The 21213-nt window shown below is 52.8% G+C and carries 19 protein-coding genes; 16 read left to right on the top strand and 3 right to left on the bottom strand.

What is annotated here, in order from left to right; translation table 11 throughout:
* Positions 1-61: 61 nt before the first annotated feature.
* The 3 genes from acnB to lptF form a co-directional block, all read right to left on the bottom strand.
* Entirely contained in the window at positions 62-2647 is a 2586-nt protein-coding gene (gene acnB, locus Q9J32_RS03945) for a bifunctional aconitate hydratase 2/2-methylisocitrate dehydratase (protein ID WP_301885140.1), read from the bottom strand.
* Between the two features lie 209 nt (positions 2648-2856).
* Positions 2857-3927: an LPS export ABC transporter permease LptG gene (gene lptG / locus Q9J32_RS03940; RefSeq protein WP_301885141.1), complete on the bottom strand. Its 1071-nt coding sequence runs from the start codon at positions 3925-3927 to the stop codon at positions 2857-2859.
* Positions 3924-5039: an LPS export ABC transporter permease LptF gene (lptF, locus tag Q9J32_RS03935; protein WP_301885142.1), complete on the bottom strand. Its 1116-nt coding sequence runs from the start codon at positions 5037-5039 to the stop codon at positions 3924-3926. Before lptF ends, lptG begins: the two co-directional genes overlap by 4 nt.
* 168 nt (positions 5040-5207) lie before the next feature.
* On the opposite strand from lptF, the gene Q9J32_RS03930 reads away from it, so the two are divergent.
* The 16 genes from Q9J32_RS03930 to Q9J32_RS03855 all read left to right on the top strand — a co-directional run bounded on the left by Q9J32_RS03930 (position 5208) and on the right by Q9J32_RS03855 (position 21160).
* Entirely contained in the window at positions 5208-6614 is a 1407-nt protein-coding gene (locus Q9J32_RS03930; protein ID WP_301885145.1) for a leucyl aminopeptidase, read from the top strand.
* 62 nt (positions 6615-6676) lie between these two features.
* Positions 6677-7117 (top strand): DNA polymerase III subunit chi, encoded by a 441-nt coding sequence (locus Q9J32_RS03925; RefSeq protein ID WP_025457754.1) that lies wholly within the window; start codon positions 6677-6679, stop codon positions 7115-7117.
* A 107-nt stretch (positions 7118-7224) separates the two neighbouring features.
* A complete protein-coding gene (locus Q9J32_RS03920; RefSeq protein ID WP_301885147.1) occupies positions 7225-8043 on the top strand; it encodes an FKBP-type peptidyl-prolyl cis-trans isomerase in 819 nt (272 codons plus the stop codon).
* A gap of 106 nt (positions 8044-8149) precedes the next feature.
* Entirely contained in the window at positions 8150-8776 is a 627-nt protein-coding gene (gene purN / locus Q9J32_RS03915) for a phosphoribosylglycinamide formyltransferase (protein ID WP_301885284.1), read from the top strand.
* Positions 8777-8791: 15 nt separating this feature from the next.
* Positions 8792-9463, top strand: coding sequence for a DUF3108 domain-containing protein (locus Q9J32_RS03910; protein WP_301885149.1), 672 nt, complete (start codon positions 8792-8794; stop codon positions 9461-9463).
* A gap of 119 nt (positions 9464-9582) precedes the next feature.
* On the top strand, positions 9583-10005 hold the full coding sequence (locus Q9J32_RS03905) for an OsmC family protein (protein WP_003709468.1): 423 nt from the start codon (positions 9583-9585) through the stop codon (positions 10003-10005).
* Between the two features lie 564 nt (positions 10006-10569).
* The gene (locus tag Q9J32_RS03900) at positions 10570-11286 is read left to right on the top strand and encodes a GntR family transcriptional regulator (RefSeq protein ID WP_002256785.1); all 717 of its coding nucleotides are present in this window, start codon (positions 10570-10572) and stop codon (positions 11284-11286) included.
* A 154-nt stretch (positions 11287-11440) separates the two neighbouring features.
* Positions 11441-12343: a LysO family transporter gene (locus Q9J32_RS03895; RefSeq protein WP_003714222.1), complete on the top strand. Its 903-nt coding sequence runs from the start codon at positions 11441-11443 to the stop codon at positions 12341-12343.
* 42 nt (positions 12344-12385) lie between these two features.
* Positions 12386-13159: a DeoR/GlpR family DNA-binding transcription regulator gene (locus Q9J32_RS03890; RefSeq protein WP_003709480.1), complete on the top strand. Its 774-nt coding sequence runs from the start codon at positions 12386-12388 to the stop codon at positions 13157-13159.
* Between the two features lie 111 nt (positions 13160-13270).
* Positions 13271-14959, top strand: a complete 1689-nt coding sequence (locus Q9J32_RS03885) for a glutamine--tRNA ligase/YqeY domain fusion protein (protein WP_301885285.1) — start codon at positions 13271-13273, stop codon at positions 14957-14959.
* Between the two features lie 92 nt (positions 14960-15051).
* Positions 15052-16008, top strand: coding sequence for a glutathione synthase (gene gshB / locus Q9J32_RS03880; protein WP_304675363.1), 957 nt, complete (start codon positions 15052-15054; stop codon positions 16006-16008).
* Positions 16009-16319: 311 nt separating this feature from the next.
* Positions 16320-16703 carry a diacylglycerol kinase gene (locus Q9J32_RS03875; protein WP_002235063.1) on the top strand — a complete coding sequence of 128 codons (384 nt, stop codon included), beginning with the start codon at positions 16320-16322 and terminating at the stop codon, positions 16701-16703.
* Between the two features lie 136 nt (positions 16704-16839).
* Positions 16840-17313: a copper chaperone PCu(A)C gene (locus tag Q9J32_RS03870; protein ID WP_003714216.1), complete on the top strand. Its 474-nt coding sequence runs from the start codon at positions 16840-16842 to the stop codon at positions 17311-17313.
* Between the two features lie 125 nt (positions 17314-17438).
* Positions 17439-18542 (top strand): tRNA 2-thiouridine(34) synthase MnmA, encoded by a 1104-nt coding sequence (gene mnmA / locus Q9J32_RS03865; RefSeq protein WP_304675362.1) that lies wholly within the window; start codon positions 17439-17441, stop codon positions 18540-18542.
* A gap of 407 nt (positions 18543-18949) precedes the next feature.
* A complete protein-coding gene (locus Q9J32_RS03860) occupies positions 18950-19438 on the top strand; it encodes an Imm26 family immunity protein (protein WP_118997815.1) in 489 nt (162 codons plus the stop codon).
* A 51-nt stretch (positions 19439-19489) separates the two neighbouring features.
* The gene (locus tag Q9J32_RS03855) at positions 19490-21160 is read left to right on the top strand and encodes an AMP-binding protein (protein ID WP_301885159.1); all 1671 of its coding nucleotides are present in this window, start codon (positions 19490-19492) and stop codon (positions 21158-21160) included.
* Positions 21161-21213 lie beyond the last annotated feature (53 nt).

Below are 21213 nucleotides of genomic sequence, written 5' to 3'. Positions count from 1 at the left end.
CGTCTGAAGGTTGTTCAGACGGCATTGCGGTCAATCCCTTACTTCATACGGATGACGGGAATCAAACATTCACGGTCTCGGCTACTTCGTTGTAGCTGTCGATTTCGTTGAAGTTCATATAGCGGTAGATTTTATCGCCCTGTTCGTTGATGATGCCGATATTGGCTTGGTATTCTTCAACGGTTGGGATTTTACCCAGTTTGGAGCAGATTGCCGCCAACTCAGCCGAGCCGAGGTAAACGAAGGTGTTTTTACCCAAACGGTTCGGGAAGTTGCGGGTCGAAGTGGACATGACGGTTGCGCCTTCGTGTACTTGGGCTTGGTTACCCATACACAATGAGCAACCCGGCATTTCCATACGCGCGCCTGCACGGCCGAGCACACCGTAGTGGCCTTCGTCGGACAACTCTTTCGCGTCCATTTTGGTCGGCGGTGCTACCCACAAGCGGACGGGGATGTCGCTCTTGCCTTCCAAGAGTTTGGAAGCAGCGCGGAAGTGGCCGATGTTGGTCATGCACGAACCGATGAACACTTCGTCAATTTTGGTGCCGGAACGTTCAGACATGAAGCATACGTCGTCGGGGTCGTTCGGACAAGCAATAATCGGCTCTTTAATGTCGTCCATGTTGATTTCAATCACGGCGGCGTATTCGGCATCTTTATCTGCTTCGAGCAATTCAGGATTTGCCAACCATGCTTCCATGGCTTTGATACGGCGTTCCAAAGTGCGCGGGTCTTGATAGCCGTCGGCAATCATGTTTTTCATCAACACGACGTTGGATTTCATGTACTCGATAATCGGCTCTTTATTGAGCTTCACGGTACAGCCGGCGGCGGAGCGTTCGGCGGATGCGTCAGTCAATTCAAAGGCTTGTTCCACTTTCAAATCAGGCAGGCCTTCGATTTCGAGGATGCGGCCGGAGAAGATGTTTTTCTTACCGGCTTTGGCAACAGTCAGCAGACCTTGTTTAATCGCGTACAGCGGAATGGCGTTCACCAAATCGCGCAGGGTTACGCCCGGTTGCAATTTGCCGCTGAAGCGTACCAATACGGACTCGGGCATATCGAGCGGCATCACTCCGGTGGCTGCGGCAAAAGCGACCAAGCCGGAACCGGCTGGGAAGGAAATACCGATAGGGAAACGGGTGTGGCTGTCGCCGCCGGTGCCGACGGTATCGGGCAGCAGCAGGCGGTTGAGCCATGAGTGGATCACGCCGTCGCCCGGACGCAGAGCCACGCCGCCACGGGTAGAAATGAAGGCGGGCAGTTCTTTATGGGTTTTCACATCGACAGGTTTCGGATAGGCGGCGGTGTGGCAGAAAGACTGCATTACCATATCGGCGGAAAAGCCCAAGCAAGCCAAGTCTTTCAACTCGTCGCGGGTCATCGGACCGGTCGTGTCTTGCGAGCCGACCGTCGTCATGCGCGGTTCGCAATAAGTACCCGGACGTACGCCTTGTCCTTCGGGCAGACCGCAGGCGCGACCGACCATTTTTTGCGCCAACGTGAAACCGGCTTTGCTTTCGGCAGGCGCTTGCGGCAGGCGGAATTCGGTGGAAGCAGGCAGTTTCAACGCTTCGCGCGCTTTGGCGGTCAGACCTCGACCGATAATCAGGTTGATACGGCCGCCGGCTTGCACTTCGTCCAGCAATACTTGGGATTTCAGGCTGAATTCGGCAACGGTTTCGTCGTTTTTCACGATTTTGCCTTCATAAGGCAGGATATCGACGACATCGCCCATTTTCAGCGCGGAAACATCGACTTCAATCGGCAGCGCACCGGAGTCTTCTTGAGTATTGAAGAAAATCGGCGCGATTTTGCCGCCCAAGCACACGCCGCCGAAGCGTTTGTTCGGCACGAACGGAATGTCTTCGCCGGTATGCCAAATGACGGAGTTGGTCGCGGATTTGCGTGAAGAGCCGGTACCGACCACGTCGCCGACATAGGCAACCGGATGACCTTTGGCTTTGAGTTCTTCTAGCAGTTTAATCGGACCGATTTCGCCCGGTTTGTCGGGGTTGATGCCGTCGCGCGGGTTTTTCAGCATCGCCAGCGCGTGCAGCGGAATATCGGGACGGCTCCACGCGTCGGGCGCGGGAGAGAGGTCGTCCGTATTGGTTTCGCCGTCAACTTTAAAGACGGTAACGGTGATTTTTTCGGGAACTTTGGCGCGAGAAGTGAACCATTCGGCATCCGCCCAAGATTGCAAAACCTCCTGCGCGTATTTGTTGCCTTTTTCGGCTTTTTCCTGAACATCGTGGAAGGAATCGAACATCAGAAGCGTATGTTTCAAGCCTTTGGCGGCAATGGGTGCGAGTTTGTCGTCGTCCAAGAGTTCGATTAAGGCGTGAATATTGTAACCGCCGAGCATCGTGCCCAACAGTTCGGTCGCATATTCGGGGGAAATCAAGGGGCTGGATGCGCTGCCTTCGGCAACGGCAGCTAGGAATGAGGCTTTGACTTTGGCGGCATCGTCCACGCCGGGCGGTACGCGGTGGGCAAGCAGTTCGACCAAGGATTCGCCTTCGCCTGCGGGCGGATTTTTCAGCAGCTCGACCAGATCGGCGGTTTGCTGCGCGTTCAAAGGGAGGGCGGGAATGCCGAGGGCGGCGCGCTCGGCGGCGGCTTTACGATAGGCTTCTAACATCTCTTTGTTCCTTTTTCTGTTTTTCTTTTGTCCGGTTGCAAATGATTTGCGTTAAATATTGTAAACAATATTTGCACTGCTATCATAGACTAGTTTTAACAAAAATGGAACTGTTATGACAGGTAATGCAATAGGGAACGGCTATCTGTCTGCGGGAATGTGTCAATGAAAACAAATGCCGTCTGAAGAGAGGTTCAGACGGCATTTGTTCAACGTTTTTCCTGTTTGCGTATCAGCCAAACGGCGAGCAGGGCGAAGGCTATGGTAGGCAGTGCGCCGGCGAGGAAGGGTGGGATGCCGTAGAGCTGGGCGGTAAACCCGAAGAGCCTGCCGGCAAAGTGGAACAGCAATCCGAGGCAGATGCCGCCGAAGAGTTTCAAGCCCATATTGCCGTGGCGCGTGGTTTGCGGGGTGAAGGCGAAGGCGACGAGTGCCATCACCCATGCGGCAACGGGATACACCAGCTTGCGCCACCATGCGATGGCATAGACTTGGGTATTTTGGTTGTTTTTTTCCAGATGGTCGATGTAGGTGGTCAATTCTCCGACAGACATTTGGTCGGGCTTGACGAGCAATACGTCCATCAGGTTGCGTTTGACGGAAATCGGCCAGTTTTCTTCGGCGGCAGTGGAAACTTCGACTTTGTCTTCGCTAAGTGTGCTGCGGCGGATGTTTTTCAGCTGCCAGCTTCCGTCGGGATTTAAAACGGCGGATTCGGCTTCTGCCGCCTGCGTCAGCTCGTTTTTGTCGTTGCGCGCCCAGATTTTAATGCCCAGTAGGGTGTGGTCGGGCAGCATTTCGCGCACGTTGATGATGCTGTTTTTTTCTTTGAGCCAAAGGCCGGTATTACCGGTGCTGATTTTGCCGTTGATGGCGGCGGCTTTGATGTTTTCGGCTTTTTGGCTCAGCGTGGGTGCAACCCATTCGCCAAGCGCGACGGTGGCAATGGCGAAAATCAAACCGAACTGCGACAGAATCAACAGCAGCTTTTTGGTGCTCATGCCGCTGGCTTTGATAACGGTCAGTTCACTGCCGGAAGCCAGTTGGCTGAGGGAAATCAGGCCGCCGATCAAAACGGCGAGCGGCATCAGTTCATAGGCGCGCGCAGGCATCTGCATGAGGACGTATTGCGCCATGGTTGTGCCGTGATAGCTGCCTTTTCCAAGATCGCCGACTTCGTTGATGATTTCAAAAAAGCTGTACAAAGCGAGGAAGGCAAGGAGGGCGTAAACCGCCATAACCGCCATTTGACGGATGATGTAACGTGAAATCAGGTTCATTTTCCGCCTCTCAATGTCAGACTTTTACCAACCGCTTGCCAAAAGGGTTGGCTAGGCATACTGCGTACGCGCAGGAGTACGATGGCAATGGCGAACATGATGATGTGCATGGGCAGCAGTCCGAGCCAGAAATGGATTTTGCCGTCTTCCACGGCATTGCGCAGGAAGGTCAGCCCGTTTTGGTAAACCAAAAACAAACCAATGGCAATCAGGATATTGTAGGTATGGCCGCTGCGCGGGTTGAAATAGGAAAGCGGCACGGCAAGCAGACACAGCAACAAAACGCTGACGGTCAAGGAAATACGCCACATCAATTCCGCTTGGTGTTGGGGATTGCTGCTGCCAATCAGTTGGGCGGTCGGAATGGTACGGCGATGTGAAACAGGGTCGATGAGTTTAGGCGTAGTGCTGATAATCAGGCTGAGGTGTTGGAAAGAAACGCGGTTGTAATCGGCTTTGCCGGGCGTACCGCTGTAACGGTAGCCGTCGCGCAATTCAAGCGTGCGTTTGTTGTCGGTCAGCGAAAAATTGCCCTCTTTGGCAAAAACGATGTTGTCGTTGCCGTTTTTATCCTGCTCGCGCAGGAACAGGTTTTTCATGATGCCGGATTCGGTATCGAAGGTTTCGACAAAATAAACCCTGCCGTTGCGCTTGCCCAAGTTATTGAACTCGCCGGCTTCCACCAAAGACAATTCCTGCTTCTGCTTCAAAATTTCGGCATATTCGCGGCTGCGCAACTCTGCCCACGGCATCACCCAAAGCTGCATGACGGCAATCAAAATGGCAAACGGCACGGCAAACTGCATGACCGGGCGTATCCATTGTTTCAATGCCAATCCGCAGGAGAGCCAAACCGACATTTCGCTGTCGCGCCAGTAGCGGGTCAATACGGTCAACGTACTGATAAATGCGGTCAACACCAGCAAAAGCGGCGTCATGCCGATGACCCAGAAGCCTACCAAGGTCAGCACGGCATCGATGGCGACACGCCCGTCGGCTGCGCGGCCGAGCAGGTTGATTGCCTGAGTGGAGACCAACACTGCCAAGAGGACGACGAAAATGCCGACGGCGGTAAAAGAGAGTTCTTTGATGAAGTTTCTTTGATAAATCATAGAATCGCGGCTAGGAGCGGTAAGCGGTTCGGCGCAGGCGGATTGTCTGCGCAAGGTTTCAGACGACCTCTCAAATGGAGTACAATCTTTCCAACCGTTTTCAGACGGCCTCTTGATGCAAAGGGTTGTCTGAAACTACCCGAAACCATCTCAATCAGGAGAATAAACGTGAAATTTAGCACAAAAGCCGAAACTTTGCAGGCTCAACAGGCAGGTGCGCAATTATTTGTCTGCGCCGAAGAGGCGCAATTAAACCACCCGACCGCCCTTGCCCTTTTGTCTTCGCTTGAAGAAGGTCAAAATTTCGCCGACACCAAAATCCCGACGGACAACGGTTTGCAAGCCATTGCCGTTGCCCGCCTCGAAAAAACCGACCGCGCTGCGCTGAACAAAGCCGCTGTCGAAGCCGCCAAATGGGCGCAAAACCAAGAAACGGTCAATGTGGACGTTCATGCCTTTGAAGAAGCGCAAGCGGCAGCCGTTGCCGAAGCGTTTGCGATTGCGTTCGGCAACGCCGCCTACCGTTTCGACCGCTATAAAAAAGAAGCCAAGCCCGCCAAATTTGAAACTGCCGTGTTCCATACCGCGCACGAAGCCGCCGTCAAAGAAGCCCTGCGCGTCGCCGAAGCGCAAGTTTACGGACAAAGCCTCTGCCGCGACTTGGGCAATGCCGCACCCAACGAATGCACGCCCGAATTTTTAGCGCGTACCGCCAAAGCCGAAGCCGAAAAATTGGGCGCACACGCCAAAATCATTGAAAAAGACTACATCAAAGAAAACATGGGTTCGTTCTGGTCTGTCGCCAAAGGCAGCGTCGAAGATCCCTATTTGGTCGAACTGAGCTATTTCGGTGCGGCCGACAAAGAAGCCGCGCCTGTGGTATTGGTCGGCAAAGGCATTACCTTCGATACCGGCGGCATTTCCCTCAAACCCGGCCTGAACATGGACGAAATGAAGTTTGACATGTGCGGCGCGGCAACCGTCATCAGCACCTTCTGCGCCGCCGTCAAACTGCAACTGCCGATCAACCTCGTCGCCGTCGTCGCCACCTGCGAAAACATGCCTTCCGGCGCGGCCAACAAACCGGGCGACGTCGTGAAAAGCATGAAAGGCTTGACCATCGAAGTGTTGAACACCGATGCCGAAGGCCGTCTGATTTTGTGCGACGCGCTCACTTACGCCGAGCAGTTCAAACCTAAAGCCGTTATCGACGTTGCCACCCTGACCGGCGCGTGCATCATCGCCTTGGGTCATGACGTCAGCGGCGTGATGGGCAACAATCAGGATTTGGTTGACAGTCTGCTTGCTGCCTCTCGCAACGTGGACGACAAAGCATGGCAACTGCCGCTCTTTGAGACCTACAAAGACCAACTCAAATCCAATTTCGCCGACATCCCCAACATCGGCACGCCCGGCGCAGGCACGATTACCGCCGCCACCTTCCTGTCTTACTTCACCGAAGACTACCCGTGGGCGCACCTCGACATCGCGGGTACGGCATGGAAATCCGGCAGCGAAAAAGGCGCGACCGGTCGCCCCGTTCCCTTGTTACTGAACTATCTGCGGAATCTTTAATTTTGCCACAATGCCGTCTGAAGCCTTTCAGACGGCATCATCCTGTCAAATGCTCAAACAATATGCCGAAAGTTACCTTTTATACCCATGTTGACCAAATCCCCCTTTTTACCTGTCGGTTGATTGCGCGCGCTATCCGAGACGGGGGTAGGGTGCTGGTGTGGTCAGACTCGTTCGGGCAGGTTCAAGAATTGGATAAAGCACTCTGGCAATATGAAGCGGAAAGCTTTGTTCCTCATGAAGTCTGGACAACAGAGTATCCGATGCCGACGGATACGCCGGTTTTGTTGGCGGCTGGCGATAGGATTCCCGAAATTGCGGAAAATATGACGGTTCTTAATTTATCGGATGATTTTTGGAATGCTGCGCCCGTATTGCCGGAACGTATCTTGGAAATCGTCGGCAGCAGCCTTGAGGAACTTGCCGAGGCACGCGGGCGTTTTGCCGCCTACCGTAAAAGCGGTTTCCACATCGAACACCACGGCATGGGCGGGAGGGGTTAATGCTGTCTTGCCGCCATGCTTACAAAATTTAAACAGCTTTGATTCTATTTGATTCAAACTCGGCTATAATCCCGTTTTTCCGACCTTATCGACAGCGAAGATCCATCATGAACACAATTTTCAAAATCAGCGCACTGACCCTTTCCGCCGCTTTGGCACTTTCCGCCTGCGGCAAAAAAGAAGCCGCCCCCGCATCTGCATCCGAACCTGCCGCCGCTTCTGCCGCGCAGGGCGACACCTCTTCAATCGGCAGCACGATGCAGCAGGCAAGCTACGCGATGGGCGTGGACATCGGACGCTCCCTGAAACAAATGAAGGAACAGGGCGCGGAAATCGATTTGAAAGTCTTTACCGAAGCCATGCAGGCAGTGTATGACGGCAAAGAAATCAAAATGACCGAAGAGCAGGCTCAGGAAGTTATGATGAAATTCCTTCAGGAACAACAGGCCAAAGCCGTAGAAAAACACAAGGCGGACGCGAAGGCCAATAAAGAAAAAGGCGAAGCCTTCCTGAAGGAAAATGCCGGCAAAGAAGGTGTGAAAACCACCGCTTCCGGACTGCAATACAAAATCACCAAACAGGGCGAAGGCAAACAGCCGACCAAAGACGACATTGTTACCGTGGAATACGAAGGCCGCCTGATTGACGGTACGGTATTCGACAGCAGCAAAGCCAACGGCGGCCCGGCCACTTTCCCCTTGAGCCAAGTGATTCCGGGTTGGACCGAAGGCGTACAGCTTCTGAAAGAAGGCGGCGAAGCCACGTTCTACATCCCGTCCAACCTTGCCTACCGCGAACAGGGTGCGGGCGATAAAATCGGCCCGAATTCCACTTTGGTATTTGACGTGAAACTGGTTAAAGTCGGTGCGCCGGAAAACGCGCCCGCCAAGCAGCCGGTTCAAGTCGACATCAAAAAAGTAAATTAAGTCCGAATCCTTGCCCGAAACAGGTTTTCGGGCATTTTTACGGCAAATGCCGTCTGAAACCACCAAACAGCGGTTCAGACGGCATCCCTTTCAAAAGCGCACCATTATGAAAAACATCGTTATCCTGATTTCCGGACGCGGCAGCAATATGCAGGCAATCGTCAATGCCGCCATTCCCAACGTCCGTATTGCCGCCGTGTTGAGCAACAGCGAAACGGCGGCGGGGTTGCAATGGGCGGCCGAACGCGGCATCCCGACCGGCAGCCTGAACCATAAAAACTTTGCGTCCCGGCTTGCCTTCGATACCGCCATGATGGAAAAAATCGATGCATATCAACCCGATTTGGTGGTTTTGGCGGGTTTTATGCGGATTCTGACCCCCGAGTTCTGCGCCCATTACGAAGGCAGGCTGATGAACATCCATCCGTCCGTCCTGCCTTCGTTCACCGGGCTTCATACGCACGAACGCGCTTTGGAGGCGGGCTGCCGCGTTGCCGGCTGCACCATCCATTTCGTTACTGCCGAACTGGATTGCGGCCCGATTGTGTCGCAAGGGGTTGTGCCGATACTCGACGGTGATACGGCAGATGATGTTGCCGCCCGGGTTTTGGCTGTCGAACACAGACTCTATCCGAAAGCCGTTGCCGATTTTGCCGCCGGCCGCCTGATTATCGAGGGAAACCGCGTCAGAAATTCGGAAAACGCCGATGCCGCCCGTTTTCTGACGGCGTAAACCGGACGGGAGCAAATGATGAAGACTTTTAAAAATATATTTTCCGCCGCCATTTTGTCCGCCGCCCTGCCGTGCGCGTATGCGGCAGGGCTGCCCCAATCCGCCGTGCTGCATTATTCGGGCAGCTACGGCATTCCCGCCACGATGACATTTGAACGCAGCGGCAATGCTTACAAAATTGTTTCCACGATTAAAGTGCCGCTGTACAACATCCGTTTCGAGTCCGGCGGCACGGTCAGCGGCAATACCCTGTACCCCGCCTACTATAAAGACATACGCAGGGGCAAACTGTATGCGGAAGCCAAATTCGCCAACGGCAGCGTAACCTACGGCAAAGCGGGCGAGAGCAAAACCGAGCAAAGCCCCCGGGCTATGGATTTGTTCACGCTTGCCTGGCAGTTGGCGGCAAACGACGCGAAACTCCCTCAGGGGCTGAAAATTACCAACGGCAAAAAACTTTATTCCGTCGGCGGTTTGAATAAGGCGGGTACGGGAAAATACAGCATAGGCGGCGCGGAAACCGAGGTTGTCAAATATCAGGTGCGGCGCGGCGACGATACAGTAACGTATTTCTTCGCACCGTCCCTGAACAATATTCCGGCACAAATCGGCTATACCGACGACGGCAAAACCTATACACTGAAGCTCAAATCGGTGCAGATCAACGGCCAGGCCGCCAAACCGTAAACCGGTTTTCGGGCGGTTTTTTGCCGTTTTGTCCATATTTCTGTATAAGCCGCTTGAAATTGTTTGCAATAACGCCATATGCAGGGCGGTTTTAATGTGATTATCCGGAGGGAGGAACGATGCAGGTTACATCAAAATGGATAGACGGGATGTGTTTTGTCGGCACGACGGAAGGCGGACACAGCGTCGTTATGGAAGGTGCGGCGGCAGAAGGCGCGGTCAAACGCGGCCCCAGCCCGATGGAGATGCTGCTGTTGGGCGTGGCGGGCTGTTCGAGCATCGATGTGGTGATGATTGCCGAAAAACAGCGTCAGAAAGTGACTGACTGCCGGGCGACGGTTACGGCGAAACGGGCGGACGATGCGCCGCGCGTGTTTACCGAAATCCACATCCATTTCAAAGTATTCGGGCACGATTTGAAAGAATCGGCCATTGGGCGCGCCGTGCAGATGTCTGCCGAAAAATACTGTTCGGCTTCGATTATGTTGGGCAAGGCGGCAAAGATTACCCACAGTTTTGAAATTGCCGGAGCGGAGAAATAAGCATCATTATGAGGAAAATATCCGATGCCGTCTGAAGGGGGAAAAGCGCGGCAGGCAGGTCGGAGGCGCATAAAAAAGCAGATATATTCGGACTGCACCTCCCGAATATATCTGCCTGCTGTTTCCTCTTTATTCAGCCTTTATAATACTTGGACTTGTCGGGGTATTGTGCAGGCTTGATTCCGGATTGTCAACAATTTTCGGTCAAATTTTAAATGCTGCGTTTTAAAATGATACCCGACTGCTTCTGCAGGCGGGCGGAAGGCGGGCATCCCGTTATTTTAAGCCATATATTAATTTATTGAATTATAGTGGATTAACAAAAACCAGTACGGCGTTGCCTCGCCTTGGCTCAAAGAGAACGATTCTCTAAGGTGCTGAAGCACCAAGTGAATCGGTTCCGTACTATTTGTACTGTCTGCGGCTTCGCCGCCTTGTCCTGATTTTTGTTAATTCACTATAAAATAAATTTGTGCAATGCTTTAATTTCCCCGACACGATTTGAAACACAGCCGCCTTAAAACATCTTAAAAAATTTGAAAGCGTAAAAATACGGAAAACATCATGAACTTTGAAAACGACGACATTATCCATGCGCCGACCACGTCTTCCCTGATTCTCGAAGAGCGGCACGATTCGGAGCTGTTCCGTGTTTACGCTCTGATTTTGGACGGCATTACCGATCAGGTGCTGCTGCCCGGCAAAAAGCTGACCGAGTCCGAACTTTGCCGCCAGATGGTGTGTTCGCGCAACACCGTCCGCGGCGCGCTGTCGCTTTTGGCGCACGACAAGATTGTCGATTTGCAACCCAACAGGGGCGCGTTCGTCCACGTTCCCGATTTGAAAGAAATGCAGGATGTGTTCAACGCGCGTATCGAAATGGAGACGATGATTTTGAACATCCTCGCCGGCCTGCCGGACTTGGAAACGCGCCTCAAGCCGCTTTATGCGATGATAAGGCGCGAAGAAGAGGCTTCCGGCAGGGGCGACCGCGTCGGCTGGAACCGCCTGTCCAATGCCTTCCACGTCGAACTGGCGCGCCTGGTGGGCAACGATGTGCTGTTCGACATTATGAACACGCTGTGCGCGCGATCTTCCCTGATTGTCGCCGTGGCGGGCGTGCATCGTGAGGAAAAGCACGCCATCAATACGCACACGCATTCCGAACATCGGGAAATCCTCGACCTGCTGCTGGCAGGCAGGCGCAACCGCGTGGTTAAAATCCTGCGCCGCCATTTGGGCAACTGTATGGAGCGTTTGGAAAAGACTTTGGAAGATTGAATGCCTGATGGTGAGAAAACCGTCTGAATCAGATGTTCAGGCGGTTTTTTTAACGGCGGCCTGATGCCGTCTGAAATATGGATGCGGGTATCTGCAATTTTCAGACGGCATTTTCAAGCCGCACATATTATGCGGCAATAAAGGAGGGCAGGAGATGGACAGCCTGATGACATTGATTTCGGTATTGGTACCGATGTTCGCCGGATTTTTTATCCGTGTTCCCAAACCTTATCTGGGCGTGTTGGACAGGATGTTGTCGGTTTTGGTGTATGCCGTGCTGCTGCTGATCGGCGTATCGCTTGCCCGCGTGGAAAACTTGGGTACGCAGTTGGACGATATGGCGCTGACGGCTCTGTGGCTGTTTGTTTGTACGGTAGGGGCGAACCTGCTTGCCTTGGCGGCTTTGGGGAGCTTATCCCCGTGGCGGATAAAGGGAAAAGGCAAGGGTGTTTCAGTCGGTGTGTCGGGCAGTGTGAGGCAGCTCGGATGCGTGGTACTCGGTTTTGTGTTCGGTAAATTGATGCGCGATATTTGGCTGCCGTCTGAAAACGCGGGTATGTACTGCCTGATGCTGCTGGTGTTCCTCATCGGCGTACAGCTCAAAAGCGGCGGCGTATCGTTGCGGCAGGTTTTGGTCAACCGCAGGGGTATTCGGTTGTCGGTCTGGTTTATGCTTTCATCTCTTTCAGGCGGGCTGCTGTTTGCCGCATCGGCAGACGGTGTGTCGTGGGTGAAAGGTTTGGCGATGGCTTCCGGCTTCGGTTGGTATTCCCTCTCGGGTTTGGTGATGACCGAGGCGTACGGCGCGGTATGGGGCAGTATCGCGCTTTTGAACGATTTGGCACGAGAACTGTTCGCGCTGGCATTTATTCCGCTGCTGATGAAGCGTTTTCCCGATGCGGCGGTGGGGGTCGGCGGCGCGACCAGTATGGATTTCACATTGCCCGTGATTCAGGGTGCGGGCGGCTTGGAAGCCGTACCGGTAGCGGTCAGCTTCGGCGTGGTGGTCAATATCGCCGCTCCGTTTCTGATGGTGGTGTTTTCCGCTTTGGGCTGAACGCGGTAAAATCGGCATCCCGATGCAAGGAGGCAGAAAACGATGAAACCGAAAATCCAAAGGCACGGAGAGATTTTAAGCCTTGTCCGCCGGCATCAGTTTATGTCGGTGGACGAGCTTGCCGCCGCATTGGACGTTACCCCGCAGACGATACGCCGCGACATCCGCGAGTTGGAGGATGCCGGCAGCCTGAAACGCCATCACGGCGGCGCGTCCTCGGGCGGAAACTTGCCGGAGGGGCTGCCTGCCAGCCGCCAAATTCAATGTCAAAACGAAAAAAACGCCATTGCCCGGCTGATTGCGGAACATATTCCCGACGAGTCATCGCTGTTTGTCAGTATCGGCACGACGATGGAAGCCGTGGCATCGGAGCTGGTGAGGCGGCGCGGCAGCCTGAGGGTGATTACCAACAATATCCACGTCGCCTCCATCGTTTCGGCGCGGACGGATTACACGGTCATCATCACTTCCGGAGTCGTCCGCCCTTTGGACGGCGGCATTACCGGCGTGGCAACCGTCGATTTTATCAACCAGTTCAAAGTCGATTATGCAGTGATGAGTACGCACGGCGTGGAGAGCGACGGTTCGCTTTTGGATTACGATTACAAGGAAGTCAGCGTCATGCAGGCGATGATAGCCAACGCGCGCGTCCGCTTCCTCGGCGTGGATCACAGCAAATTCCGCAGCAACGCGCTGGTCAGGCTCGGCGACATTACGGCATTTGACAAAGTATTTACCGACCGGCTGCCCGATACCGCGATGCAGAAGATGCTGAAAGAGGCGGGGGTGGAATGCCTGATTGCCGATGCCGTCTGAACGCTATGTCAAAGCGCGCAAGTCGGGTACAATAAACACATTCTCAAACCGCTTCAGACGGCATACGGAATCATTCCAATGCCGTCTGAAGCCATCCGTTCAAAGAAAACTATGCTCAATAAAGACCAATTCGCGGACAACCATTTCATCCGCACCATCATCGAAGAAGACCTCAAAAGCGGCAAACATACAGCCGTCCAAACCCGTTTCCCGCCCGAACCCAACGGCTACCTGCACATCGGACACGCCAAATCCATCTGCCTGAACTTTGGTTTGGCGTATATTTACGACGGCTTGTGCAACCTGCGTTTCGACGACACCAACCCCGAAAAAGAAAACGACGAATACGTCAACGCCATCAAAGAAGATGTCGAGTGGCTCGGTTTCCATTGGGCAGGCGAGCCGCGTTTCGCTTCCAACTATTTCGACCGGCTCTATGATTACGCCGTCGGTTTAATCCAAGACGGCAAAGCGTATGTCGATGATTTGACACCCGAAGAAATGCGCGAATACCGTGGTACGTTGACCGAAGCGGGCAAAAACAGCCCTTACCGCGACCGCAGTATCGAAGAAAACCTCGACCTGTTCACACGCATGAAAAACGGCGAGTTCCCCGACGGCAGTAAAACCCTGCGCCTGAAAATCGACATGGCATCCGGCAACATCAATATGCGCGACCCCGTCATCTACCGCATCCGCCGCGCCCATCACCACAACATCGGCGACAAATGGTGCATCTACCCGATGTACGACTACACGCATTGCATTTCCGATGCCATCGAAGGCATCACGCATTCCTTGTGTACGCTCGAATTTGAAGCCCACCGCCCGCTTTACGATTGGGTGTTGGACAACATTCCTGCGCCGCACGCCACCCGTCCGCGCCAATACGAGTTTTCCCGTTTGGAGCTTTTGTACACCATTACCTCCAAACGGAAATTGAATCAGTTGGTTGTGGAAAAACACGTTTCCGGCTGGGACGATCCGCGTATGCCGACCATTTCCGGTATGCGCCGCCGCGGCTACACGCCCGAAGGGCTGCGCCTGTTTGCCAAACGCGCCGGTATTTCCAAATCTGAAAACATCGTCGATATGAGCGTGTTGGAAGGCGCGATTCGCGAAGAGCTGGAAAACTCCGCCCCGCGCCTGATGGCGGTGTTGAACCCGCTCAAAGTTACCCTGACCAACTTTGAAGCCGGTAAAACCCAAAGCCGCCATGCCGCGTTCCATCCGAACCACGAGGAAATGGGCGATCGCGAAGTACCTGTTTCACAAACCATTTACATCGAAGCCGACGACTTTGCCGAAAATCCGCCCAAAGGATTCAAACGCCTGACTCCGGGCGGCGAAGTGCGTTTGCGCCACGGCTATGTCATCAAGTGCGACGAAGTAATAAAAGACGAGGCAGGCAATGTGGTTGAACTCAAATGCAGCATCGACCACGATACCTTGGGCAAGAATCCCGAAGGCCGCAAAGTCAAAGGCGTGATTCACTGGGTTTCCGCCGAACACGCAGCAGAAATCAAAGTCCGCCTGTACGACCGCCTCTTTACCGTCGAGCGTCCCGATGCCGTGCGCGGCGAAGACGGCGAATACCTGCCGTTTACCGATTTCCTTAATCCTGAATCCATCAAGGAAATCACCGCCTACGCCGAACCTGTCGCAAAAGATTTACCGGCGGAGAGCCGTTGGCAGTTTGAACGCATCGGCTATTTCGTCACCGACCGCAAAGACCACGGCAAAGACACGCCGGTGTTCAACCGCACGGTAACGCTGAAAGATTCTTGGCAGCCTAAGTAAAACCTCATCTTTGCCGTCTGAATATTGTTCGGACGGCATTTCTCCTTTACCCGCGAAATGCGGCACATTCGGCACACCGGAAAGAAAATATGATGAAAGTCCTCTTTATTGCCGACCCGATGGCAAGTTTCAAAACCTACAAAGACACCACCTACGCGATGATGCGGGAAATGGCAAAACGCGGCTGGCGGCTGTTTCATACCTTGAGCAGCGGATTGTCGGTTAAAAACGGTCTGGTGGTTGCTGATGCGTCTGCTTTTGAGTTTCTCGGAGCACAAGACGACCACGACAAAAACTGGTTTGCCGCCGCCGACAAAGTTCAGACGGCATTGAAAGCATTTGATGCCGTGATTATGCGTACCGATCCGCCGTTCGATATGCAATACCTCTACGCCACACAGCTTCTGACGCTGGCGGAACAGCAGGGCGCGAAAGTGTTCAACAGCGGACAGGCGATGCGCGACTTCAATGAAAAACTGGCGATTTTGAACTTCAGCCGCTTTACCGCGCCTACGCTGGTTACGACCCGTTCCGCCGATGTCCGCGCATTTTTGAAAGAACACGGCGACATCATCATCAAACCGCTGGACGGCATGGGCGGTATGGGCATTTTCCGCCTGACCGAAAAAGACCCCAACATCGGCAGCATCCTCGAAACCCTGATGCAGCTTGATTCCCGCACCATCATGGCGCAATGCTACATTCCCGAAATCGTACACGGCGACAAACGTATCCTGATTATCGGCGGCGAAGTCGTGCCCTATGCTTTGGCGCGTATCCCGCAAAACGGCGAAACACGCGGCAACCTTGCGGCAGGCGGGCGCGGCGTGGCGCAGGAATTGGACGGACGCGACCGCGAAATTGCCGAAACGCTCGCCCCCGAACTCAAACGGCGCGGCATCCTACTTGCCGGTTTGGACGTTATCGGCAGCAACCTGACCGAAGTCAACGTAACCAGCCCGACCGGATTCCAAGAAATTATGAAACAAAAAGGTTTCGATGTGGCGGCAATGTTTGCCGATGCCGTTGCCGAGTGGTCGGTACGTTAAACCGATGCCGTCTGAAAGGCTTTTGCTTCACAACCGCTTGGTTTGATCGGGCAGGCAGGGTTTTCTCTCAGCCAGCAGGGATGCGCTTAATACCGTACGGACACCCCGCCGCCCCGTTTTCAGACGGCATATATAGTGGATTAACAAAAATCAGGACAAGGCGACGAAGCCGCAGACAGTACAAATAGTACGGAACCGATTCACTTGGTGCTTCAGCACCTTAGAGAATCGTTCTCTTTGAGCTAAGGCGAGGCAACGCCGTACTGGTTTTTGTTAATCCACTATATTGAGAACATTTTGAAAGGATACCGATGGAACCTTCCTCCTACGCGGCAGAAAAAAAAGGAAAAGGCGGCATCAGGCGCGTCATCAACGCATTCGGCTATTCGATAGACGGCATCGCCGCCGCCTACCGTTACGAAGCGGCATTCCGTCAGGTTTTGTGGCTGAACGCGCTGCTGGTGTGCGCGGCATTTTTTTGGGTTTCCGAAACCGCCGTCCGCCTGCCGTTGATTATCGCGTCTTTTGTGTCGGTCATTGTCGAACTGTTCAACACTGCCGTCGAAGCCGCCGTCGATCATACTTCGACTGAAAAACACGAGCTGGCTAAACGCGCCAAAGACGCAGGTTCTGCCGCACAATTGTTCGCGATGCTGATGTTAGCGGCGGTTTGGCTGTCCGCCCTGTTCGGGTAAAACGCTTGCAGCAGGATTTGTAACCCTTTAGGATTAGTATGTAGTATTTATTATTCGCTTAATCTATATCAAATTTCCGAACGGTATTTGTTTGTAAGATGAGCGCATCCTCGTTTGACATTTAAGGAGTAGAAAGATGAAAAAACTATTGGCAGCCGTGATGATGGCAGGTTTGGCAGGCGCGGTTTCCGCCGCCGGAATCCACGTTGAGGACGGCTGGGCGCGCACCACTGTCGAAGGTATGAAAATGGGCGGCGCGTTCATGAAAATCCACAACGACGAAGCCAAACAAGACTTTTTGCTCGGCGGAAGCAGCCCCGTTGCCGACCGCGTCGAAGTGCATACCCACATCAACGACAACGGCGTGATGCGGATGCGCGAAGTCGAAGGCGGCGTGCCTTTGGAGGCGAAATCCGTTACCGAACTCAAACCCGGCAGCTATCACGTGATGTTTATGGGTTTGAAAAAACAATTAAAAGAGGGCGATAAAATTCCCGTTACCCTGAAATTTAAAAACGCCAAAGCGCAAACCGTCCAACTGGAAGTCAAAACCGCGCCGATGCCGGCAATGGATCACGGTCATCACCACGGCGAAGCGCATCAGCACTAATCTGCTGAAAATATTTGAAATGCCGTCTGAAAAAGCTCGGGCTTTCAGACGGCATTTTTATGCCCGCCTTTAAAATGTGTTAAAATCTGCCTTTAAAAACCGCCGTTTCCAACCATATTCTACGCATGAATACGACAGCAAACCCCTCCAATATCATCGTCGGGCTCTCTGGCGGTGTCGATTCTTCCGTAACCGCCGCCCTGCTCAAGCAGCAGGGTTATCAAGTGCGCGGTGTATTCATGCAAAACTGGGAGGATGACGACAATGATGAATATTGCAGCATCAAACAGGATTCGTTCGATGCCATCGCCGTTGCCGATATTGTCGGCATCGATATCGACATCGTCAATTTCGCCGCGCAATATAAAGACAAAGTCTTTGCTTATTTTCTTCAGGAATACAGTGCGGGGCGCACGCCGAATCCGGATGTTTTGTGCAATGCCGAAATCAAATTCAAATGCTTTTTGGACTACGCCGTAGGGCAGGGCGCTGATACCATCGCCACCGGACACTATGCGCGCAAAGAAGTCTGCAACGGCGTGCATTACCTGCTCAAAGGTTTGGATCGAAACAAAGACCAAAGCTATTTCCTCTACCGCCTCAAGCCTTTCCAACTCGAACGCGCGATTTTCCCGTTGGGCGGTTTGGAAAAACCCGAAGTCCGCCGCCTTGCCGCCGAGTTCAAACTGCCAACCGCCGCCAAAAAAGACAGCACGGGCATCTGCTTCATCGGCGAACGCCCGTTTCGCGAGTTTCTGCAAAAATACCTGCCGACCGACAACGGTAAAATGGTTACGCCCGAAGGGAAAACCGTCGGCGAACACGTCGGGCTGATGTTCTACACGCTCGGACAGCGCAAAGGTTTGGGCATCGGCGGCGGGGGCAAGCCGTGGTTTGTTGCGGCTAAAGATTTGACGAAAAACGAACTGATTGTCGTGCAAGGACACGACCATCCGCTGCTCTATACCCGCAGCCTTGTGATGAACGATTTGAGTTTCACGCTGCCCGAGCGTCCGAAAGAAGGGCACTACACCTGCAAAACGCGTTACCGTATGGCGGACTCGCCTTGCGAATTGCGCTATTTGGATGATGAAGCCGCCGAGCTGGTGTTTGACGAACCGCAATGGGCGGTTACGCCGGGTCAGTCTGCCGTGCTGTACGACGGCGATATCTGTTTGGGCGGCGGCATTATCCAATCGACCGACAAGCCTGTCATCATCACACGATAAAACTTATGTCGTCTGAAACGGTTTTCAGACGGCATTGTTCCGCTCAATTCCACTTTGACGCTACTCCATCATTTCTGACTACCTCGGCACGCCCATAGAGGCGTATGACGAGGAAGGACGGTGTGTTTGGGCTCGAGAGCTAGACATCTAGGGGTTGGTTAAATATATTGTTTATCAAGCACCAGAACTCGATGCAACTGGGAATCCTACAGGAAAAATCTACACTGGTAGAACGAGTGGGGCTGATGAGATGTCAGTGCGTCAAATTTTATCTAAAAGGAAAAGAGGGCATCACCGAAAAAACAGAAGCATCATATTGAGAATTGGGAAACTCAAACAAGCGAAGAGATCGAAACGGGACTACTCGATGATAATTTATCAAATAAATCACATTAAAAATAATCAATATGGATAAGGGTGTAAAAAAATACGGAAAAATCTATGAAATCTCGCTCCCAAATGGGAAATTTGCTTACATATGTAGGGTGAGGCAATACGAGTTTGGTATTTTTGATTATCTCTCGGAAAAGACAGCCAATATGGATGAGCTTCTTTCTGTTGGGTTTAAGACTTATAAATCCTGTATAGAAACAGCCATAAGAAAGAAGATTTGGAAACTGATAGGGCAAGTTGATTTAGAGAAAGAAAATATAATATATCCAGATTTAGCGATTTTCTTATCATACAATAAAGAACTTTTTATTAGACAATCAAGAGTAATGAGAAACGGAAATCCTTTGGTAGTTTCTCAAAAAGATTATATAGACTTACTAAAGCGAGGGTATATATTTGGTTTCTTTGACGATTACAAAATCTTTGAACTCTGGCTGTCTAGTAATGTGGAAAATTATCCAGAAAGTGAAGGCATATTTCCTTTGCCATCTCAGTATTTATAGGGGCAACGGCCTATGTCGCTGGAAAATGAAACTATTGAAAGACTGATACCTATGGAAAAAATCTGGTTAGACAGTTATGAACAGGGCGTGAATGCCGAAATCGACATTACGCAATACAATTCCATCAGCGATGTATTCCGCCAAAGCGTGGAAAAATTTGCCAGGCTGCCCGCTTTTCAAAATATGGGCAAAACGCTCACTTATGCCGAAACCGGCAAACTGGCGACCGATTTCGCCTCTTATCTGCAAAACATCCTGAAGCTGCCGCGCGGCGAGCGTGTTGCCATTATGATGCCGAACGTATTGCAATACCCGATTGCCCTTTTCGGCATTTTGCAGGCAGGTTTGGTGGCGGTGAACACCAATCCGCTTTATACGCCGCGCGAGTTGGAGCATCAGTTGAAAGACAGCGGCGCGACCGCCATCATCGTTTTGGAAAATTTTGCCAACACGCTGGAGCTGGTGCTGCCGCGCACGCAGATCAAACACGTCATCGTCGCCTCCGTCGGCGAAATGTTCGGGCTGCTTAAAGGTTCGCTGATCAATTTCATCATCCGAAAAATCAAGAAAATGGTTCCCGAATACCGTATTCGGGAAACCGTTTCCTTTCAGACGGCATTGAAAGAGGGGGCGAAGCACGTTTTCCAACCTGTCGCATTAAACCGCGAAGATACCGCGCTGTTGCAATACACGGGCGGCACGACAGGTGTTGCCAAAGGCGCAGTGCTGAGCCACGGCAACATCTGCGCCAATATGCTTCAGGCAAAAGAATGGATTAAAAACCAGTTGCGCGAGGGCAAAGAAACCGTTATCGCCGCCTTGCCGCTGTACCATATTTTTGCCTTAACCGTGAATCTGATGATTTTTGCCAATGCCGGCTCAAAAATCATCCTGATTACCAACCCGCGCGATATGAAAGGCTTTATCGGCGAACTGAAAAAACAGCGGGTTAATGTATTTATCGGCGTAAACACACTGTTTAACGCGATGGTTAACCGTCCTGATTTTGCTGAAGTCGATTTTTCAGAATTGCGGCTGACTTTGGGCGGCGGTATGGCGACCCAAAAAGCCGTTGCCGAAAAATGGAAAAAAATCACCGGCACGCCTATTGTCGAAGCCTACGGTCTGACCGAAGCCAGCCCCGGCGTGTGCTGCAACCCCTTAAACATCGAATCATACAGCGGCAGCATCGGTTTGCCCGTCTCGTCCACCGAAGTGGAATTGCGCGACGCAAACGGCAAAGAAGTCCCCGTCGGACAGCCGGGCGAATTGTGGGTAAAAGGCCCTCAAGTGATGCAAGGCTACTGGAACCGCCCCGAAGAAACCGCTAAAGCCATAGACGCGCGCGGTTTCTTGGAAACCGGTGATATTGCCGTGATGGACGAAAAAGGCTGGTTGAAGCTGGTCGATCGTAAGAAAGACCTCGTCGTTGTTTCCGGATTCAATGTTTATCCGAACGAAATCGAGGAAGTCATCGCGCATCACGGCAAAGTCATGGAAGTCGCCTGTATCGGCGTACCCGACGAAAAAACCGGCGAGGCACTCAAAGTATTCGTCGTCAAAAAAGACCCGTCATTGACCAAAGAAGAACTTATCGCCTTTTGCCGCACCGAATTAACCGCATATAAAGTTCCGAAAAATATCGAATTCCGCGACGAGTTGCCCAAGTCCAACGTCGGCAAAATCCTGCGCCGCGAGTTGCGCCAAAGTACCGGGAAATAAAGAAAAGATGCCGTCTGAAAACAGCCGTCCACCGTTCAGACGGCATCCGCCTG

The organism is Neisseria uirgultaei, from assembly GCF_962719845.1.
Lineage (GTDB): Bacteria > Pseudomonadota > Gammaproteobacteria > Burkholderiales > Neisseriaceae > Neisseria > Neisseria bergeri.
Note: the sequence above shows the minus strand (reverse complement) of the source record. Positions and strands in the feature narration are given on the sequence as shown.

Excerpts from the sequence above, each read along its gene's own strand:
- Q9J32_RS03895 (WP_003714222.1), top strand. The coding sequence starts at position 11,441 with ATGGACAGCCTGATGACATTGATTTCGGTATTGGTACCGATGTTCGCC.
- Q9J32_RS03910 (WP_301885149.1), top strand. The coding sequence starts at position 8,792 with ATGATGAAGACTTTTAAAAATATATTTTCCGCCGCCATTTTGTCCGCC.
- Q9J32_RS03925 (WP_025457754.1), top strand. The coding sequence starts at position 6,677 with ATGCCGAAAGTTACCTTTTATACCCATGTTGACCAAATCCCCCTTTTT.
- Q9J32_RS03920 (WP_301885147.1), top strand. The coding sequence starts at position 7,225 with ATGAACACAATTTTCAAAATCAGCGCACTGACCCTTTCCGCCGCTTTG.
- Q9J32_RS03870 (WP_003714216.1), top strand. The coding sequence starts at position 16,840 with ATGAAAAAACTATTGGCAGCCGTGATGATGGCAGGTTTGGCAGGCGCG.
- lptF (WP_301885142.1), bottom strand. The coding sequence starts at position 5,039 with ATGATTTATCAAAGAAACTTCATCAAAGAACTCTCTTTTACCGCCGTC.
- Q9J32_RS03855 (WP_301885159.1), top strand. The coding sequence starts at position 19,490 with ATGGAAAAAATCTGGTTAGACAGTTATGAACAGGGCGTGAATGCCGAA.
- Q9J32_RS03885 (WP_301885285.1), top strand. The coding sequence starts at position 13,271 with ATGCTCAATAAAGACCAATTCGCGGACAACCATTTCATCCGCACCATC.
- mnmA (WP_304675362.1), top strand. The coding sequence starts at position 17,439 with ATGAATACGACAGCAAACCCCTCCAATATCATCGTCGGGCTCTCTGGC.
- Q9J32_RS03890 (WP_003709480.1), top strand. The coding sequence starts at position 12,386 with ATGAAACCGAAAATCCAAAGGCACGGAGAGATTTTAAGCCTTGTCCGC.
- Q9J32_RS03905 (WP_003709468.1), top strand. The coding sequence starts at position 9,583 with ATGCAGGTTACATCAAAATGGATAGACGGGATGTGTTTTGTCGGCACG.
- purN (WP_301885284.1), top strand. The coding sequence starts at position 8,150 with ATGAAAAACATCGTTATCCTGATTTCCGGACGCGGCAGCAATATGCAG.
- Q9J32_RS03900 (WP_002256785.1), top strand. The coding sequence starts at position 10,570 with ATGAACTTTGAAAACGACGACATTATCCATGCGCCGACCACGTCTTCC.
- Q9J32_RS03875 (WP_002235063.1), top strand. The coding sequence starts at position 16,320 with ATGGAACCTTCCTCCTACGCGGCAGAAAAAAAAGGAAAAGGCGGCATC.
- Q9J32_RS03860 (WP_118997815.1), top strand. The coding sequence starts at position 18,950 with ATGGATAAGGGTGTAAAAAAATACGGAAAAATCTATGAAATCTCGCTC.
- gshB (WP_304675363.1), top strand. The coding sequence starts at position 15,052 with ATGAAAGTCCTCTTTATTGCCGACCCGATGGCAAGTTTCAAAACCTAC.
- acnB (WP_301885140.1), bottom strand. The coding sequence starts at position 2,647 with ATGTTAGAAGCCTATCGTAAAGCCGCCGCCGAGCGCGCCGCCCTCGGC.
- lptG (WP_301885141.1), bottom strand. The coding sequence starts at position 3,927 with ATGAACCTGATTTCACGTTACATCATCCGTCAAATGGCGGTTATGGCG.